This window comes from Micromonospora sp. NPDC051296 (assembly GCF_040682255.1).
Lineage (GTDB): Bacteria > Actinomycetota > Actinomycetes > Mycobacteriales > Micromonosporaceae > Micromonospora > Micromonospora craterilacus.
Genome location: NZ_JBFBAO010000131.1, coordinates 1 through 16,267 on the forward strand (window position 1 = coordinate 1; position 16,267 = coordinate 16,267).

The following is a 16,267-nucleotide window of genomic DNA, read 5'->3' on the forward strand; positions in this document are numbered from 1 at the left end:
ACGACCTGGCCGACCCGCTTCACCGGGAACTCGCCCTGGCCCACGTGCACCGGCTCGGTGCCGCCGGCCGGGTGACCATGGTCCAGCCGTACCTGGCCGGTCCGGGCGGATCGAGTGGCGTCCGCAGAGCGCCGAGAGCGAACTCGAACGGGCCGCCGGAGTGCTCCGCCGGGATCTGGGCACGCCGCGGGTGGTCGCCTTCGCCAACCCCAAGGGTGGCGTGCACAAGACCACGGCGACCGTCCTGGCCGCGGCCACCGTCGGCAGCGTGCGCGGCCGTGGCGTGCTGGCCTGGGACGACAACGAGCTGCGGGGCACTCTCGGGCTGCGCGCCGGCAGCGCCCGGCACGCCCGCACGATCCGGCATCTGGTCGCCGATCTCGTCCAGATCGAGATCCGGGAGGGCGCCGACCTGCTGGAGATCCTCGACGACTACCTGCGGCACGCCTCCGACGGCTCGTACGACGTGCTGGCCGGCGAGGAGAGCCCGCGGTTCGCTCAGCGGCTGGACCAGTTCACCGTCAAGCGGGTGCTGGAGCTGCTGCGCCGCACCCACGCCGTGATCTGCGTGGACACCGGCAACAACGTGGAGAGTCCGAACTGGCGCACCGTGATGCAGGCCGCCGACCAGTTGGTGGTCACCACCGTGCCCCGCGAGGACGCCGCGTTCAGCGCGGACTGGATGCTCGACCTGCTGCACGAGGAGGGGATGGGTGAGCTGGCCGACAACGCGGTCACCTTGATCTCCTGCCCCACCCCGGGCCGGCTGCCGTTGCAGGACGACCTGGAGCGCCACTTCGCCACCCGCACCCGGGCGGTGGCCGTGGTGCCGTACGACCCGGCTCTGGAGACCGGTTCCTCGATCGAATACCACCAGCTCCAGGCCGAGACCCGGCAGGCGTGGCTGCGGGCGGCGTCGGCGATGCTGGAGCCGTTCGCCCGCTGAACGATTGTCGAAGATTTCCTGAGTGGCGACACCGTGTACGGCTCGCGCCGGGAACTGCGAGGATCATCGGGTGAGCCCGGACACCCCCGCCGCCGAACCACCCGTACCGGCATTGCCGACCGTCCCACCGGTGCCGGCGGATCCGCCGCACAGGCCCGCCCGCACGGCGGCGGCCGGAGCGGCGACGGTGCTCGTCCTGGGCCTGCTGGGTGCCCCGCTGGGGCTGCTCTGGGCGGCGGTCGCCCCGGCCACCCCGGTGGTCAAGACCGCTGACGGTGCGGTCTACGGCCAGGCCCAGCCGGAGCAGCCGATCGCCGCCGACGGCTGGTTCAGCCTGCTCGGGTTGGGCTTCGGAGTGCTCGCCGCGCTCGCGGTGTGGTTCGTGCTGCGCCGCCACCGGGGGCCGGTCGGGCTGGTCGTGGTGGTGGCCGGCGCGCTCGCCACCGCAGCGGTCGCCTGGCAGGTCGGGCGTCGGGTCGGGCTGAGCACCTACCAGCGCCTGCTGGAGACGGCCCCGGACGGGACGGCCTTCACCAAGCCGGCCGACCTGCGCGCGGGCGGAATCGACCTGTTCCTCGGGGTGCTGCCGGTGCCGTACGGCAACCTGCTGCTGCCGTCGTTCGGCGCCGCGGTGGTGTACACCATGCTGGCCGGCTGGTCGCGGTGGCCGTCGCTGCGACCCGAGCCGGAGCCCGACGCGACCTGGTTCGGCCCGGCCGTCGGCTACCCGTCGGGCGGTCCGGGGCCCGGCGGCTACCCGCCGCTCGGTGTCGGGCCGGGCGGTTATCCGCCGGGCGGCGTCGGATCGCACGGTTACCCGCCGGTGGGCGTGACCGGTCATCCGGCGGCCGGCGCGGGGGACGGCACGTTCGGGCCGCCGGCCGGCGTGGGGGACGGCCTGGTCGGGCCGGCGGCCGGCGGCGAGCGGCCGGCCGAGGAGCGGGTCGGCGACGGGTCGGGCCCGGGTGGGGTCAGTTCGGGGCCGGCGGCGCCTTCGCCAGCTCCGCCAGCGGCACCGGAACCGCCCGTACCTGGCGCAGCAGAGCCGCCTCGCGGTTGAGCAGGTTCAGCTCGGCGCGCAGCCGGGCCGCCGTGTCGTCGATGGCGAGTAGGCGTTGCCGGTCCGCCACGGTCAGTGCCGCGGTCGCGGCCACCAGGTGGGAGAGCACGGTCGGGTCCTCCGGCAGCTGCTCGGTCAGCTGGCCAGACTCGACCTGGATCAGGCCGAGATACTGCCGGAAGACCGCGATAACCCGCGCCGCCAGCAGGCCGGCCGCCTCGTCCGGGCCGGTCGGCTCGGGCAGCCACCGCACCTCGGCGGTCAGGTACGGCGCGGAGTGGTGGTCCACCTCCGCCAACCGGAACCGTCGCCGCCCCACGGTGACGATGTCGAAGCCCCCGTCGGCCAGCTCGGTGACCTGCCGCAGCTCCGCGGTGCAGCCCACCTCGTGCAGCGTCACCTCGCCGGTGCCGGGGGCGATCTGCCCCGAGGTGGGCTCGACCTCCCAGCCGCTGCGGATGGCCACCACGCCGAACTCGCGTGGCGCGCCCTCGGGCAGCCCGACCAGGTGCCGGACCAGGGCCCGGTAGCGCTCCTCGAAGATGTGCAGCGGCAGCACCAGCCCGGGGAAGAGCACCATGGCGAGCGGGAACACCGGCAGCCGTGCGGTCACGTGATCGAGGGTAGCCCCACCGGCGGCGTCCGGCGTGTCCCGGCTCACCGTCCCGGCCTGCGGGCGGCGCGGTCCGGCCCGGCGGCGGGCCGCCTAGACTCGCAGGGGTGTTGAACCGCATCGACCTGCGCGGTGGCGCGCCCGACCCGCGCCACCTGCTGCCTCGCGCCCAGCTCGACGTTTCGGTGGCCGTCGAGCAGATCCGTCCCCTGGTGGCGGCGGTCCGCGAGCATGGCTACCAGGCGGTCCGCGAGGCCAGCGAGCGGTTCGACGGGGTGGCCCCGGAGGTGCTGCGGGTGCCCGCCGAGGTGATCGCCGCGGCGCAGGACACGCTGGATCCGCAGGTCCGCGCCGCGTTGCTGGAGTCGATCGCCCGCGCCCGCAAGGTGCACGACGACCAGCGGCGCGCCGACCACACCACCCAGGTGGTGCCGGGCGGCACGGTCACCGAACGCTGGGTCCCGGTCGAGCGGGTCGGCCTCTACGTCCCCGGTGGCCTGGCCATGTATCCGTCGACTGTGGTGATGAACGTGGTGCCCGCCCAGGCGGCCGGCGTCCGGTCGCTGGTGGTGGCCAGCCCGCCGCAGAAGGACAACGGCGGCCTGCCCGATCCGCGGGTGCTCGCCGCCTGCGCGCTGCTCGGCGTCGACGAGGTCTACGCCGTCGGCGGCGCCCAGGCCGTGGCAATGCTGGCGTACGGCTGCGCCGTCGACGCCGCGGGCAGCGCGCACTGCGACCCGGTGGACATGATCACCGGCCCGGGCAACATCTGGGTCACCGCCGCGAAGCGGCTGCTGCGCGGCGTGGTGGGCATCGACGCCGAGGCCGGCCCGACCGAGATCGCGATCCTGGCCGACGACACCGCCGACCCGGTGCACGTCGCCGCCGACCTGATCAGCCAGGCCGAGCACGATCCGCTCGCCGCCAGTGTGCTGGTCACCCCGTCGGTCGAGCTGGCCGACGCGGTGGACCGGGAGCTGGCCCGGCAGGTGCCGGCCACCAAGCACGCCGAGCGGGTCGACACCGCCCTGCGCGGTGAGCAGAGCGGCGTCGTGCTGGTCGACGACCTGGCGGCGGGGCTGCGGGTGGTCGACGCGCACGCGGCGGAGCACCTGGAGATCCAGTGCGCCGACGCCCGCAAGTGGGCGATGCGGGTACGCAACGCCGGCGCGATCTTCGTGGGCGCGTACTCGCCGGTGTCGCTGGGCGACTACTGCGCCGGCTCCAACCACGTGCTGCCCACCGGCGGCTGCGCCCGGCACTCGTCCGGGCTGTCGGTGCAGTCGTTCCTGCGCGGCATCCACCTGGTGGAGTACACCGAGGCGGCGCTGCGGGAGGTCGCGCCGCACGTGGTAACCCTGGCGAACGTGGAGGACCTGCCGGCGCACGGCCAGGCGGTCAGTGCCCGGTTCGCCGGTGGCCAGCCATGACCGGCCTCGACGACCTGCCGCTCCGCGACGACCTGCGCGGGCTGTCGCCGTACGGTGCGCCGCAGCTGGATGTGCCGGTGCGGCTGAACACCAACGAGAACTCCTACCCGGTGCCGGAGCCGGTGGTCGAGGCGATCGGCAAGGCTCTCGCGGCCGAGCTGCGTGACCTCAACCGCTACCCGGACCGGGACGCGGTGGCGCTGCGCGCCGACCTGGCCGGGTACCTCGGCCACGGCCTCGCCGTCGACGGGGTCTGGGCGGCCAACGGCTCCAACGAGGTCCAGCAGCAGCTGCTCCAGGCGTTCGGTGGTCCCGGGCGCACCGCGCTCGGGTTCACCCCGGCGTACTCGATGCACCCGTTGCTGGCGCTGGGCACCGGCACCCGGTGGGTGCCCGCCCGCCGGGGCGTCGACTTCGGACTGACCGCCGACGAGGCGGTGACCCAGGTCCGCGAGCACCGCCCGGACGTGGTCTTCCTCTGCTCGCCGAACAACCCCACCGGGACCGCGCTCGACCCGGCCGTGATCAGCGCCGTGCTCGACGTCGCGCCGGGGATGGTGGTGGTCGACGAGGCGTACGCGGAGTTCGCCCGCCCGGGCACGGTGAGCGCCCTGGCGGTGCTGCCCGGGCACCCGCGGCTGGTGGTGACCCGCACGATGAGCAAGGCGTTCGGGTTCGCCGGCGGGCGGCTGGGCTACCTGGCGGCCGACCCGGCCGTGGTGTCGGCGGTGCAGTTGGTCCGCCTGCCGTACCACCTCTCCGCGCTCACCCAGGCCGCGGCCCGGGCCGCGCTGGCGCACCGCGACGCCCTGCTCGGTACGGTTACCGCGATCATGGAACAGCGCGACCGGATCGTCACCGAGCTGCGCCGCCGTGGCCTGCGGGTCGCCGACAGCGACGCCAACTTCGTGCTGTACGAGGTCGGCGGCGACCAGGCGGTCGCCTGGCAAGCCATGCTTACCCACGGTGTGCTGGTCCGCGACGTCGGCCTGCCCGGCTGGCTGCGGGTCACCGCCGGCACCCTGGCCGAGACCGACGCCTTCCTTGCCGCCATCGACAGGATTCAGCGCGAGGGCCCGCCCGCCCCGCAGCCGCGACCGAAAGGCACAGCATGAGCCGGACCGCCCGGGTGGAGCGGATCACCAAGGAGACCAAGGTCCTGGTCGAGATCGACCTCGACGGCACCGGTGTGGCCGAGATCAGCACGGGGGTCGGCTTCTACGACCACATGCTGCACCAGATCGCCCGGCACGGCGGCTTCGACCTGACCGTGCAGACGGTGGGCGACCTGGAGATCGACGCCCACCACACGATGGAGGACACCGCGTTGGCTCTCGGCGCCGCGTTCGACCAGGCGCTGGGGGACAAGGCCGGCATCCGCCGGTACGGCTCGGCCACCGTCCCGATGGACGAGGTGCTGGTCCGCGCCGCCGTCGACCTGTCCGGCCGGCCGTACGTGGTGCACGACGAGCCGCCGCTGGCGCCGTACATCGGGCCGGTCTACCCGACCAGCATGACCCGGCACATCTGGGAGTCCTTCGGCCAGGCGGCCCGGATCACCCTGCACGTGGACGTGCTGCGGGCGGCCCGCCCGGGCGGCCACCCGGACGCCCACCACGTGGTGGAGGCGCAGTTCAAGGCGGTCTCCCGGGCGCTGCGGGAGGCCACCGCCGTGGACCCGCGGGCAGCCGGCGCGATCCCCAGCACCAAGGGGGCGCTGTGAGTGGCGCGCTGCCGACGCTGCTGCTGATCCTGGCCGGGGTCCTGGTCGGCGGGACGCTGTCCCTGCACCGGCAGGGGGCGCCGCGCGGCGCGGTGGTGGTCACCGGGCTGCTGGCCGTACTGGCCACGGTCGCCGGGGTGCTGTGGCTGCTGCCCGGGGAGGGGTCGTGACGGACCGGAGCATCGGCCGACCGCCCGGCGACGGGGGTGACCGGCGCCGGGTCGTGGTGCTGGACCACGGCTCGGGCAACCTGCGCTCCGCCGAACGGGCGCTGGCCGCCGCCGGTGCCGACGTGCTGGTCACCGGCGACCTGGCCGCCGCGGCCGACGCCGACGGGCTGGTGGTGCCCGGGGTGGGTGCCTTCGCCGCCTGCATGGCCGGCATCGAGGCGATCGGTGCCGGGCCGGTGATCGCCGAGCGGGTCGCCGCCGGCCGTCCGGTGCTGGGCATCTGCGTGGGCATGCAGGTCCTTTTCGAACTCGGTGACGAGCACGGGCTGGTCACCAAGGGCCTGGGGCTGCTGCCGGGTAGCGTCACCCGGCTCGCCGCCGCCCGGTTGCCGCACATGGGTTGGAACACGGTGCAGCCGCCGGTGGACTCGGTGCTGTTCGCCGGGCTGCCCGCGGGCAGCCGGTTCTACTTCGTCCACTCGTACGCCGTCAGTGACGCCGCCGCCCTGGTCGGGGCCGGTGCCAAGGTCACCACGGCGCACCACGAGACCGACTTCGTCGCCGCGGTGGAACGGGGCCCGCTGTCGGCCGCCCAGTTCCACCCCGAGAAGTCCGCCGACACCGGTGCCGCGTTGCTGCGCAACTGGCTGGCCACCGTGCCCGCCGGTGGCTGAGCCGGTGGGCCGGTCGTGGCCGGCTGAGCCGTCGGGCCGGTCGGTGCCGGCTGAGCCGTCGGGCCGGTCGCGCTGGAGGTCGCGATGAGCAAGGAACGGGCCCAGCGCCGGGCGGCCCGCGAGGCGGAGGCGGCCCGTCGCCAGGTGGTCCGGGAACGCACGCTTGCCCGCCGGGCCCGGCGCCGGGCGCTGGCCCGCCGGCTCGCGCCGACCGTGCGACGCGGTCGGACCGGACGCCTGCGGAGGTACTCGCGGGGCGAACGGTCCGCGATCGTGGCGCTGACCCTGGCGGCGATCATCCTGATCTGGGTGCTCGTGCCCGACCCTGGGCTGCGCATCGGGTTGGTGGCGCTGTTGTTGCTGGTACTTCCGGTGATCGTGGTGATCGCCCTGGACCGCCGTTGATGAACGCGAGAGGACAAGACACGTGAGCCTCACCCTGTTGCCCGCCGTGGACGTCGCCGACGGCCAGGCCGTCCGGCTCGTGCAGGGCGCCGCGGGCAGCGAGACCACCTACGGCGACCCGCTGGACGCCGCCCTGGCGTGGCAGCGCGACGGCGCCGAGTGGATCCACCTGGTCGACCTCGACGCGGCGTTCGGTCGGGGCTCCAACGCCGAGCTGCTCGCCGACGTGGTGCGCCGCCTCGACGTGCGGGTGGAGCTGTCCGGCGGCATCCGCGACGACGCATCGCTGCGGGCCGCGCTGGCCACCGGCGCCGCCCGGGTCAACATCGGCACCGCCGCGCTGGAGGATCCGGTGTGGTGCGACCGGATCTGCGGCGAGTACGGCGACCGGGTCGCGATCGGGCTGGACGTGCGGGGCCGCACCCTGGCGGCCCGGGGATGGACCCGCGACGGCGGCGACCTGTACGACGTGCTGGAGCGGCTCGACAAGGCCGGCGCCGCCCGGTACGTGGTCACCGACATCACCAAGGACGGCACCATGCGCGGGCCGAACCTGGACCTGCTGCGGGAGGTGTGCGCCCGTACCGACGCCCCGGTGATTGCCTCCGGCGGCGTCTCGACGCTGGACGACCTGCGCGCGCTGGCCACGCTGGAACCGATCGGGGTGGAAGGCGTGATCGCCGGCAAGGCGCTCTACGCGGGGGCGTTCACCGTCGCCGAGGCCCTGGCCGCCCTCGCCGAGGCGTGACCGGCGGACGCAGCGATAGGCTTTCGGCATGACGGTGGCGGTTCGGGTGATCCCCTGTCTCGACGTGGACGCGGGTCGGGTGGTCAAGGGGGTCAACTTCCTCGATCTGCGCGACGCCGGCGATCCGGTCGAGCTGGCGGCGGCGTACGACCGGGCCGGCGCGGACGAGCTGACCTTCCTCGACGTCACCGCCTCGTCCAGCGACCGGGGCACCATGCTCGACGTGGTCCGGCGCACGGCGGAGTCGGTCTTCATCCCGCTGACCGTCGGCGGGGGTGTCCGCACGGTGGCCGACGTGGACACGCTGCTGCGTGCCGGCGCCGACAAGGTCGGGGTGAACACGGCGGCGATCGCCCGGCCCGAGCTGATTGCGGAGATCGCGGACCGGTTCGGCCGGCAGGTGCTGGTGCTCTCGTTGGATGTGCGGCGGGCCCCGGCCGGTACCACCCCCAGTGGCTTCGAGGTCACCACGCACGGCGGCCGGCGGGGCACCGGGCTGGACGCGGTGTGGTGGGCGCGGCGCGGCGCCGAGCTGGGCGCGGGCGAGATCCTGCTGAACTCGATGGACGCCGACGGCACCAAGGCCGGCTTCGACCTGGAACTGATCGACGCGGTGCGCCGGGTGGTCGAGGTGCCGGTGGTGGCCAGCGGTGGCGCGGGCGAGGTGGCCCACTTTCCGCCGGCGATCGGCGCCGGGGCCGACGCGGTGCTCGCCGCCAGCGTCTTCCACTTCGGGGAACTGACCGTCGCCCAGGTCAAGGACGCGCTGCGCGGCGCGGGCCACCCCGTCCGCTGACCGGCGACCGCGTCGGCGGTTCGCCCCGGCCGCTCAGCCCCGGCCGGAGTGGCCCTCGGGGGAGCGCCGGGGCATCGGGATGGACCGCACCAGATACTCCTGCACGGCCGCCGTGTGCTCGGCCTCGTCGAGGTGCCACTCCGCGGTGCCCGGGGTGTGCCGGCGGCTGAGCACGCCCTGCACGGTGTCGACGGTGGTGGCCAGGCCGGCGCTGGGTCGTGACCGCCAGAGCCGTTCCCCGGCGGGGGTGATCCGGAACCAGCCGTCGGAGACGTCGACCAGGCCGGCGCCGAGCAGCCGCCGGATCGCCTCCTCGATGTCGTGCCGCTCAGGAATCGTGTGGTCGAGGTGGTCGGCGGTGGAGAGCACGTCGGCGAGCCGTACGCCCTCGGGGCGGCGGGTGGTCGGGGAGCGCCGGTGCCGTCCGGCACCGCTGGCGATCACCAACGAAACGAAGATCCATGCGTCGGTGCGCCGCCAGGCGTTCTCCCCCATGCGGAGATTCTGCCGGGCGACCCGGCTCAAGAAAACACCACCTGCCCCACTGTTACTCGCCGTGACGCGATGGCTTCGCCGGGTTGCCGGGCGGGTTTCGCCAATGCCGGCGGCGAGCCGGCGGTGTTCACGCGAAGCCCTCAGGCGGCCCGGGCGGGCTCGGAACGCGGTGCTGGTGGGTGGGTTGGCTCGGGCACGTCGAAGATCGGCAGGAACAGCTGGGCCAGCGGTCCGATGGTCAGCGCGTAGGCGATCGTGCCGATGCCGATCGTCCCGCCGAGCAGTGCGCCCACCGCCAGCACCGCGATCTCGATGGCGGTGCGGACGAGGCGCAGTGACCGGCCGGGCCGGCGGGCGACGAAGCCGGTCATCAAACCGTCCCGGGGGCCGGGGCCGAGCCGGGCGCCGAGGTAGAGCGCGGTGGCCGCGCCGTTTCCGACGATGCCGCAGACCAGCAGCGCGATCCTGGCGGCGAGCGGCCCACCGGGCGGCAGCAGAGCCAGCGTCGCGTCGACCGCCAGACCGACCACCACGACGTTGGCCAGGGTGCCGAGGCCAGGGCGCTGCCGCAGCGGGATCCAGGCCAGCAGCACCAGTACGCCGACCGCGATGACCACGGTGCCCATGGTCAGTCCGGTCAACTGGGAGAGCCCCTGGTGGAAGACGTCCCACGGGTTCAGGCCGAGCCCGGAGCGGATCATCAGCGCCATGCTGATCCCGTAGAGGGAGAGCCCGGCGAACAACTGGGTGAGTCGCCGGACCGGCCGGTGCCGGAGGTTGCCAATCATTGTCACGCATGCCACCCTAGGGGCCAATTGGCACCCATAAAGAGCCAATATCGGGGGAGTGGCCATGGGAAGTCAGGTGCGCGGAGTGCAATTGGCCCGTTTGCTCGGGCAATGGCACGCCCTTCCCGGTCGGCGGCGCAGCCCCGACTACGCGGCGCTGGCCGGCGCCGTACGCGGTCTGCTCGCCGACGGCCGGCTGCCGCTGGGCGTACGCCTGCCGGCCGAGCGCGATCTGGCCGAGGCGCTGCGGATCAGCCGTACCACCGTCACCGCCGCGTACCGCGAGCTGCGCGACAGCGGGCATCTGGCCAGCCGGCGGGGCGCGGGGAGCTGGACCATGTTGCCGGGGACCCACCGGGTGGCCAGCAACGGGCTGTGGATCCCGCTGGACGACCGGGACATGCTCGACCTCGGGGTGGCGGCGTTGGCCGCCCCGCCCGAGCTGTTGCCGGCCGCCCGGGCGGCGGCCGAGGACCTGCCCCGCTACCTCGGCGGAGCCGGATACCACCCGATCGGGCTCATCGAGCTGCGCGAGGCGGTCGCCCAGGGGTACACCGACCGGGGCCTGCCCACCTCTCCCGACCAGATCATGGTCACCAACGGCACGCAGCACGCTCTGGACCTGGTGCTGCGGCTGGCCCTCGCCCCCGGCGGCGGCGTGCTGGTCGAGTCGCCGAGCTACCCCAACGCCCTTGCCGCGCTGTCCGCCCGGCGGGCCCGGATCACCACCTACGGGCTGGCCGCCGACGAGAGCGGGTGGGACGCCGACCTGCTGCTCGGCACCCTCCGGCAGGTGCGCCCGCGGGTGGGGTACCTGATCCCCGACTTCCAGAACCCGACCGGCCACCTGATGCCGGCGGAGCTGCGCGAGCGGTTGGTGGGCACCGCGCACGCCGTCGGCACCGACCTCGTGATCGACGAGTCCTTCGTGGACCTGCCGCTGGACGGCACCGTGCTGCCGCCGCCGACCGCGAGCTTCGACCGGCACTCCCGGGTGATCAGCATCGGCGGGATGAGCAAGCCGTTCTGGGGCGGGCTGCGGATCGGTTGGATCCGGGCCTCCGCGCCACAGGTGCAGCGGTTGGCCGCCGTGCGGGTCGGCGTCGACATGGCCAGCCCGGTGCTGGACCAGTTGGTCGCCGTGCACCTGCTGGCCGCCGCGCCGGCCATCGCGGCGGCCCGGCGGGCGCAGTTGGCCATTCAGCGGGACGCGCTGCTCGGCGCGCTGGCCGCCCGGCTGCCGGAGTGGCGGGTCACCGTCCCCCGTGGCGGGGTGACCCTCTGGGCCGAGCTGGACGGGCCGATCTCCAGCGCGTTGTCCCGGGCGGCCGAGGAGGTCGGCGTACGCCTGGCGCCGGGGCCCCGGTTCGGCCTGGACGGCACCCTGGAGCGCTTCCTGCGGTTGCCGTTCACCCTGCCGGCCGCCGACCTGGTCGAGGCGGTCGGGCGGATCGCCGCGGTCCGCTACGACCTGGACCGGGCGGGGCTGCCCCGGTGGCGGGAGCCCAGCGTCATCGCCTGACCGCGCGGTGGCGCTTTCTCCCTGGGTACGCGCCGGCCCCGCCACCCGGATCGGGCGCGGGGCCGGCGGCGCGGGACGGACCGTCAGATCTCGGCGACGCTGCCCGCGTACATCTTGTCGATCTCGGCGGAGAAGTTGCTCTCCACCCCGCGGCGCTTGATCTTCAACGACGGGGTGATCTCGCCGTCCTCGATGGTCAGGTCACGCGGCAGGATGGTGACCTTCTTGATGGTCTCCCAGCGGTTGAGCTTGGTGTTGAGCTGGTCGACGTACTCCTGGACCATCGCCTCGGCCTCCGGCGAGGCGACGATCTCGGCGTACGGGCGGCCCTCCAGCGGCGTGCCCGCCGCCCAGCCGACGATGGCGTCCGGGTCCAGGGTGACCAGCATCGTGCAGTAGTTGCGCGCCTGCCCGACGACCATCGCCTGCGAGGTGTACGGGCAGGTCGCCTTGAACATGCCCTCGATGTACGACGGCGCGATGTACTTGCCGCCGGAGGTCTTGACCAGGTCCTTCTTCCGGTCCGTGATGCGCAGGTAGCCGTCGTCGTCGAGGCTGCCGATGTCACCGGTACGGAAGAAGCCGTCCTCGGTGAACGCGGCGGCGGTCTCCTCGGGCAGGTTGTGGTAACCCCGCATCACCGGCCGGCCCTTGACCAGGATCTCGCCGTCGGTGTCGATCCGGCACTCCAGGTCGCCCATCGCCTTGCCGACGGTGCCGATGCGCAGCCCGTTCGGCGGGTTGACGAAGTTGCCGGCGCTGGACTCGGTCAGCCCGTAGCCCTCGGAGATCGGCAGGTTCGCCGCGGCGAAGAAGGTGGCGATCTCCGGGCTGAGCGGGGCGGCGCCCGACACCAGCACCCGGATCCGGCCGCCGAGGCGGGTCTGGATCTTGCTGAAGACCAGCTTCTCGGCCACCGAGTACTTGAGCTTCAACCCGCCGGGCAGCGGCTTGCCGGCCTGCTCCAGGGCGACCTTCTCCTTGCCGACACCGACGGCCCAGGCGAAAATCTTCGCCTTCGCGCCGCCGGCGTCCTGCGCGGTGGTCACCGACTTGTTGTAGACCTTCTCGAAGACCCGGGGCGCCCCGCACATCAGCGTCGGCCGGACCACCGAGAGCAGCTCGACCAGCTTTTCGACCCGGCCGTCGACGTACGTCGGCAGGCCGACGTGGGTGGCGCCGCAAAGCAGCGTCTTGCCGAACGAGTGGGACAGCGGGAGCCAGAGGTACTGCAGGTCGTCGTCGCGCAGCAGCCCGACGTCCTCCTGCGCCACGCCCTCCCAGCACCAGCCACCGTGCAGCAGCTCGACCCCCTTGGGCCGGCCGGTGGTGCCGGAGGTGTAGATCAGGGTGGCCAGGTGGTCCGGGGCGATGCCGGCCACGATGCGGTCGATCAGCTCGGGGTCCTCGGCGAGCCGCTGGGCGCCCTGCGCCTCCAGTTCGGCGAGGGTCAGCTGGGGCACCGCCGCCGACGGGTCGGCGTCGCCGTCGAAGAGGACCACGTGGGTCAGCGCGGGCAGGTCCGCTCCGGCGATCTTCGCCGCCTGCGCCGGGTTCTCCGCGAACAGCACCTTCGAGCCGGAGTCGGCGATGATGTAGGTGGCGTCCTCCGGCTCGGTGGTCGGGTAGACGGTGGTCGTGGCGCCGCCGGCGCACATGATGCCGAAGTCGGCGATCACCCACTCGATCCGGGTGCTCGCCAGGATCGCCACCGGGTCCTCCGGGCCGACGCCGAGGCCGTGCAGGCCGGCGGCGACCGCCTTGGCGCGCTCGGCGACCTGCGCCCAGGTCAGCCAGACCGGCGAGTCGTCCGGCCCGGGGTGGGCGAAAGCGTGACGGTCGGGGGTCGCTGCCACGCGCTTGAGGAACATGTCAGGAATGGAACGGTACGGTACATCGAGAGCCATCGCTGTAGCCGCCTTCGGGGGTGGAGGCGTGACGGTCGTCACGTCGGTGTTCGTTACCGAAGAGTATTGCCTGCGTCGGTTGCATCGGCCAGCCCTGACGATCAACCATCGCCCCCGTCCCGGCAAATGGTACGGCTGTCTCAGGCGTACCGCTCCGCCGCCCGTGACCAGTCGTAGGTGGCCCGGATCCAGTTCCGCCGCGCCGCCAGCGCCGGCCGCACCGCGTCGCCGTGGCTGGCCAGCAGGTCACTCTCGGTGGTCAGGTACGCGTTGAGCCCGTCGTTGAACCGGTCGGCGGCGGCCTGCAGGGCGGCCGACTCGTCGCCGGTCTCCCGGGCCAGCACGGTGACCAGGTTGTGCGCGTCCGGCCCGACCCGGTGCTCCTTGCCGTAGGAGAAGACGTCGTTGCACCAGCAGACCAGATCGGCGGCGAGCAGGTCCAGCGCGGCCCAGCCGGGGTCGGCCCGGTGGGCGGCCGGCGGAAAACCGTCCAGGGCCAGGTCGGTCAGGGTGAGGCTCGGGTACACGCCGCCGGTGTGCCGGCGCATCTGCACGTACTCGTCCACCGGGGGCACCCGGTCGTGCTCGCGGTTGGCCGCCTCCCAGAGGAGCGCGAGCAGGTACGTGCGCATGGCGGCGGTGAAGCGCAGCAGCACCGCCGGGTGGCGGTGCCCCCGGACCCGCCGGCACAGGTCGGCCAGCGCGCGACCCAGCGGCCCGGCCACTCCGGTCGGCACCTCGCCCGGCGCACCCTGGCGGTCCAGCACATCGAGCAGGGCGGCCACGGTGGGCGCGAGCCGGGTCGGGTCGTCGCCCAGACCGTCCTCGTCGCAGGCGTCGTCCATCACGAACAGCCAGGAGATCAGGTCGGCCAGCAGGCGCAGGCGCTTCAGCGGGGCCTGCGGACAGGCCCGTCCGGCGAGCCCGGCCGCGTCCGCCCGGCGCAGGCGTTGGCTGTTACTGATCAGCCCCAGCTCCTGCGCCCAGTCCGTGCTCTCCCGCGCTACCCGCTCCGTGTCGTCGTGCCGGGCACCAGCGAACGGGGGTTCCTGCAGGGCCGAGACCGCAAAGCTCCGCATCGCGCTCCCTGTCGCGCCGCCCCCCACAGAGCGGCGCGGCAAGCGTACGGGAGCGGTGGTGGTACCGGACCGCCGGGCGGATAACGTTTCGGATTTCGCCGTGACCGGTTCTGCGCAACGGGTTAGAAGCCCAGCTTGGCGCCGCGCAACCGCTCCGCCGGCCCGGTGGCCCCGTCCAACTGCACCCGCGCCACCCGCTGCCGGCCGGACAGGAACAGGGCCAACTCGCCCGGAGCGCCCACCAGTCGCAGCGGTTCGCCGCCCCGGCCGGTGGCGACCTCGCCGTGACCGGGCGCCTGGACGAGCAGCTGGGCCGGGAAGCGGCGCAGCGCCAGCCGGGCCAGCGTCGAGCTGCGCCGCCACAGCGCCCGGTCCAGCCCGGCGGGCAACTCCCGGGGCCGCCATCCGGCCTGGGCCCGTCGTACGTCCTCGTGGTGGATGAAGAACTCCAGCGTGTTGGCCAGCTCGTCGGCCAGCGGATTGCTCACCGGGCTCCACACCGGAGGCTGCCGCACCTGGCCGAGCAGGTCGGCCCAGTCGCCGGCCGCGACCTCGCGCCGAACCCGCTCGGCGTACCCGCGCAGCGGCGCGAGCGCGATGCCCGCCGCGGCGTCCGGCCGCCGTTCCCGGACCACCAGGTGCGCGGCAAGATCACGGGTGGTCCAGCCCTCGTTGATCGTCGGGGCGTCCGGTCCCAGCGTCGACATCAGGTCGGTGAGCGCCTCGCGCTCCGTTCGGGCGTACCGCGACATGAAGGCGATCGTATGCGGCGCGGCGCAGCCGCGCAGTGATCGCAGGCCGGCGGGGGTGACGTCGGACATATCACCGCCGGTCGGCGGGACCGGCGGGTAGCGGTAAGGATGAGGGAGGATTGCGGTGGCTTACGGCGGGGGAGAATGTGGCGAGCGGGACTAGTCGGGACGTGCTCGGTCGCGGGCTGGCCGTTCTCGGGCGGGCCATCCGGGAACAGCCGAGGATCTTCGCGGTCGCGGTGACCGGCAGCGTGTTGTTCGGCGTGATGGTGGTCGCCAGCGCGTTCGTGGTCGGTCGGGTGGTCGGTGACGTCGTGGTCCCGTCGATCGAGAGCGGCTCGGTCGCGATGGGCGCGCTCGCCCTGGCGGCCGCGGCGCTGTTCGCGATCAGCGTGCTGCGGGTGGTCGGCATCTTCGGGCGGCGGCTCGGCGCGGGATACATGCAGTTCCGCCTCCAGGCCGACTACCGGCGCCGGGTCACCCGCCGCTACCTGGAGCTGCCGCTGTCCTGGCATCACCGCAACGCCACCGGCACCCTGCTGTCGAACGCGAACTCGGACGTGGAGGCCGCCTGGCATCCGATCGCCCCGCTGCCCTTCGCGGTCGGCACGCTGGTGATGCTGGTCGGTGCGGTGGCGGCACTGTTCGTCACCGACTGGGCGCTCGCGCTGGTCGGGTTGGCGGTCTTCCCGGCGCTGTTCGCGCTGAACGTGGCCTACTCCCGCCGGATGGCCCCGCGCCAGGCCCGCGCCCAGCGGCTGCGGGCGGAGGTCAGTGGCATCGCGCACGAGAGCTTCGACGGCGCGCTGGTGGTCAAGACGATGGGCCGGGAGGCGCAGGAGACCGCCCGGTTCGCGGACCGCGCCGGCCAGCTGCGGGACGCGCTGATCTCCGTCGGCCGGCTGCGGGGCGTCTTCGACCCGATGCTGGAGACCCTGCCCAGCCTCGGCACCCTCGCCGTGCTGGTGGTCGGCGCGTTCCGACTGCGGGAGGGCGCCATCTCGGTCGCCGAGCTGGTCAGCGTCGCCTTCCTGTTCACCGTGCTGGCCTTCCCGGGGCCAGCTCCCGAGGCGGAGGACGACCCGCAGCCGGCAAGCGTTCCGAGCGCCACGGCGCCGGCCACGAGCGCGGCGATCGGCAGCCGCGCGGCCTTTCGTAG

General features: G+C 73.8%; 16 protein-coding genes and 2 pseudogenes. 12 read left to right on the forward strand and 6 right to left on the reverse strand.

The window, feature by feature from the left end; translation table 11 throughout:
- Positions 1-106: 106 nt before the first annotated feature.
- Together AB0M52_RS15900 and AB0M52_RS15905 are read left to right on the forward strand one after the other, a co-directional pair.
- Positions 107-946, forward strand: a pseudogene (locus tag AB0M52_RS15900) (AAA family ATPase); the annotation flags it as partial.
- A 166-nt stretch (positions 947-1,112) separates the two neighbouring features.
- Positions 1,113-1,643 (forward strand): annotated as a pseudogene (locus AB0M52_RS15905) (DUF2567 domain-containing protein); the annotation flags it as partial.
- A 274-nt stretch (positions 1,644-1,917) separates the two neighbouring features.
- On the opposite strand, the gene AB0M52_RS15910 reads toward AB0M52_RS15905, so the two are convergent.
- Complete coding sequence (locus AB0M52_RS15910) at positions 1,918-2,619, reverse strand: LON peptidase substrate-binding domain-containing protein (RefSeq protein ID WP_363953809.1); 702 nt, start codon at positions 2,617-2,619, stop codon at positions 1,918-1,920.
- 107 nt (positions 2,620-2,726) lie between these two features.
- Here AB0M52_RS15910 and hisD point away from each other — a divergent pair, with 107 nt between their 5' ends.
- The 8 genes from hisD to hisF all read left to right on the forward strand — a co-directional run bounded on the left by hisD (position 2,727) and on the right by hisF (position 8,565).
- Positions 2,727-4,049, forward strand: coding sequence for a histidinol dehydrogenase (gene hisD / locus AB0M52_RS15915; protein WP_363953811.1), 1,323 nt, complete (start codon positions 2,727-2,729; stop codon positions 4,047-4,049).
- Positions 4,046-5,164, forward strand: coding sequence for a histidinol-phosphate transaminase (locus AB0M52_RS15920; RefSeq protein ID WP_363953813.1), 1,119 nt, complete (start codon positions 4,046-4,048; stop codon positions 5,162-5,164). Before hisD ends, AB0M52_RS15920 begins: the two co-directional genes overlap by 4 nt.
- A complete protein-coding gene (gene hisB, locus AB0M52_RS15925) occupies positions 5,161-5,772 on the forward strand; it encodes an imidazoleglycerol-phosphate dehydratase HisB (protein WP_111212536.1) in 612 nt (203 codons plus the stop codon). The genes AB0M52_RS15920 and hisB overlap by 4 nt, the downstream gene beginning before the upstream one ends.
- Positions 5,769-5,942 (forward strand): hypothetical protein, encoded by a 174-nt coding sequence (locus tag AB0M52_RS15930; RefSeq protein ID WP_363953815.1) that lies wholly within the window; start codon positions 5,769-5,771, stop codon positions 5,940-5,942. The genes hisB and AB0M52_RS15930 overlap by 4 nt, the downstream gene beginning before the upstream one ends.
- Positions 5,939-6,616, forward strand: coding sequence for an imidazole glycerol phosphate synthase subunit HisH (gene hisH / locus AB0M52_RS15935; protein WP_363953817.1), 678 nt, complete (start codon positions 5,939-5,941; stop codon positions 6,614-6,616). Before AB0M52_RS15930 ends, hisH begins: the two co-directional genes overlap by 4 nt.
- 84 nt (positions 6,617-6,700) lie before the next feature.
- Complete coding sequence (locus tag AB0M52_RS15940; RefSeq protein WP_363953819.1) at positions 6,701-7,021, forward strand: hypothetical protein; 321 nt, start codon at positions 6,701-6,703, stop codon at positions 7,019-7,021.
- Between the two features lie 22 nt (positions 7,022-7,043).
- Positions 7,044-7,769: a bifunctional 1-(5-phosphoribosyl)-5-((5-phosphoribosylamino)methylideneamino)imidazole-4-carboxamide isomerase/phosphoribosylanthranilate isomerase PriA gene (gene priA / locus AB0M52_RS15945; RefSeq protein ID WP_363953821.1), complete on the forward strand. Its 726-nt coding sequence runs from the start codon at positions 7,044-7,046 to the stop codon at positions 7,767-7,769.
- A gap of 28 nt (positions 7,770-7,797) precedes the next feature.
- Positions 7,798-8,565 carry an imidazole glycerol phosphate synthase subunit HisF gene (gene hisF, locus AB0M52_RS15950; protein WP_363953823.1) on the forward strand — a complete coding sequence of 256 codons (768 nt, stop codon included), beginning with the start codon at positions 7,798-7,800 and terminating at the stop codon, positions 8,563-8,565.
- A gap of 33 nt (positions 8,566-8,598) precedes the next feature.
- On the opposite strand, the gene AB0M52_RS15955 is transcribed toward hisF, so the two are convergent.
- Both AB0M52_RS15955 and AB0M52_RS15960 read right to left on the reverse strand, forming a co-directional pair.
- On the reverse strand, positions 8,599-9,060 hold the full coding sequence (locus AB0M52_RS15955; RefSeq protein ID WP_363953825.1) for a hypothetical protein: 462 nt from the start codon (positions 9,058-9,060) through the stop codon (positions 8,599-8,601).
- A gap of 140 nt (positions 9,061-9,200) precedes the next feature.
- Positions 9,201-9,854: a hypothetical protein gene (locus AB0M52_RS15960; protein ID WP_363953826.1), complete on the reverse strand. Its 654-nt coding sequence runs from the start codon at positions 9,852-9,854 to the stop codon at positions 9,201-9,203.
- A gap of 58 nt (positions 9,855-9,912) precedes the next feature.
- On the opposite strand from AB0M52_RS15960, the gene AB0M52_RS15965 reads away from it, so the two are divergent.
- On the forward strand, positions 9,913-11,370 hold the full coding sequence (locus AB0M52_RS15965; protein WP_363953828.1) for a PLP-dependent aminotransferase family protein: 1,458 nt from the start codon (positions 9,913-9,915) through the stop codon (positions 11,368-11,370).
- A gap of 83 nt (positions 11,371-11,453) precedes the next feature.
- Here the strand turns inward: AB0M52_RS15965 and AB0M52_RS15970 are convergent, their stop codons facing one another.
- The 3 genes from AB0M52_RS15970 to AB0M52_RS15980 form a co-directional block, all read right to left on the reverse strand.
- On the reverse strand, positions 11,454-13,277 hold the full coding sequence (locus tag AB0M52_RS15970; protein WP_363953830.1) for a long-chain fatty acid--CoA ligase: 1,824 nt from the start codon (positions 13,275-13,277) through the stop codon (positions 11,454-11,456).
- Between the two features lie 140 nt (positions 13,278-13,417).
- Positions 13,418-14,356, reverse strand: a complete 939-nt coding sequence (locus AB0M52_RS15975; RefSeq protein WP_363953832.1) for a terpene synthase — start codon at positions 14,354-14,356, stop codon at positions 13,418-13,420.
- 122 nt (positions 14,357-14,478) lie between these two features.
- Positions 14,479-15,108 (reverse strand): TIGR03085 family metal-binding protein, encoded by a 630-nt coding sequence (locus AB0M52_RS15980; RefSeq protein WP_363953834.1) that lies wholly within the window; start codon positions 15,106-15,108, stop codon positions 14,479-14,481.
- A 146-nt stretch (positions 15,109-15,254) separates the two neighbouring features.
- Here AB0M52_RS15980 and AB0M52_RS15985 point away from each other — a divergent pair.
- A partial coding sequence (locus AB0M52_RS15985) for an ABC transporter ATP-binding protein (RefSeq protein WP_363953836.1) occupies positions 15,255-16,267 on the forward strand: 1,013 nt, incomplete at its 3' end.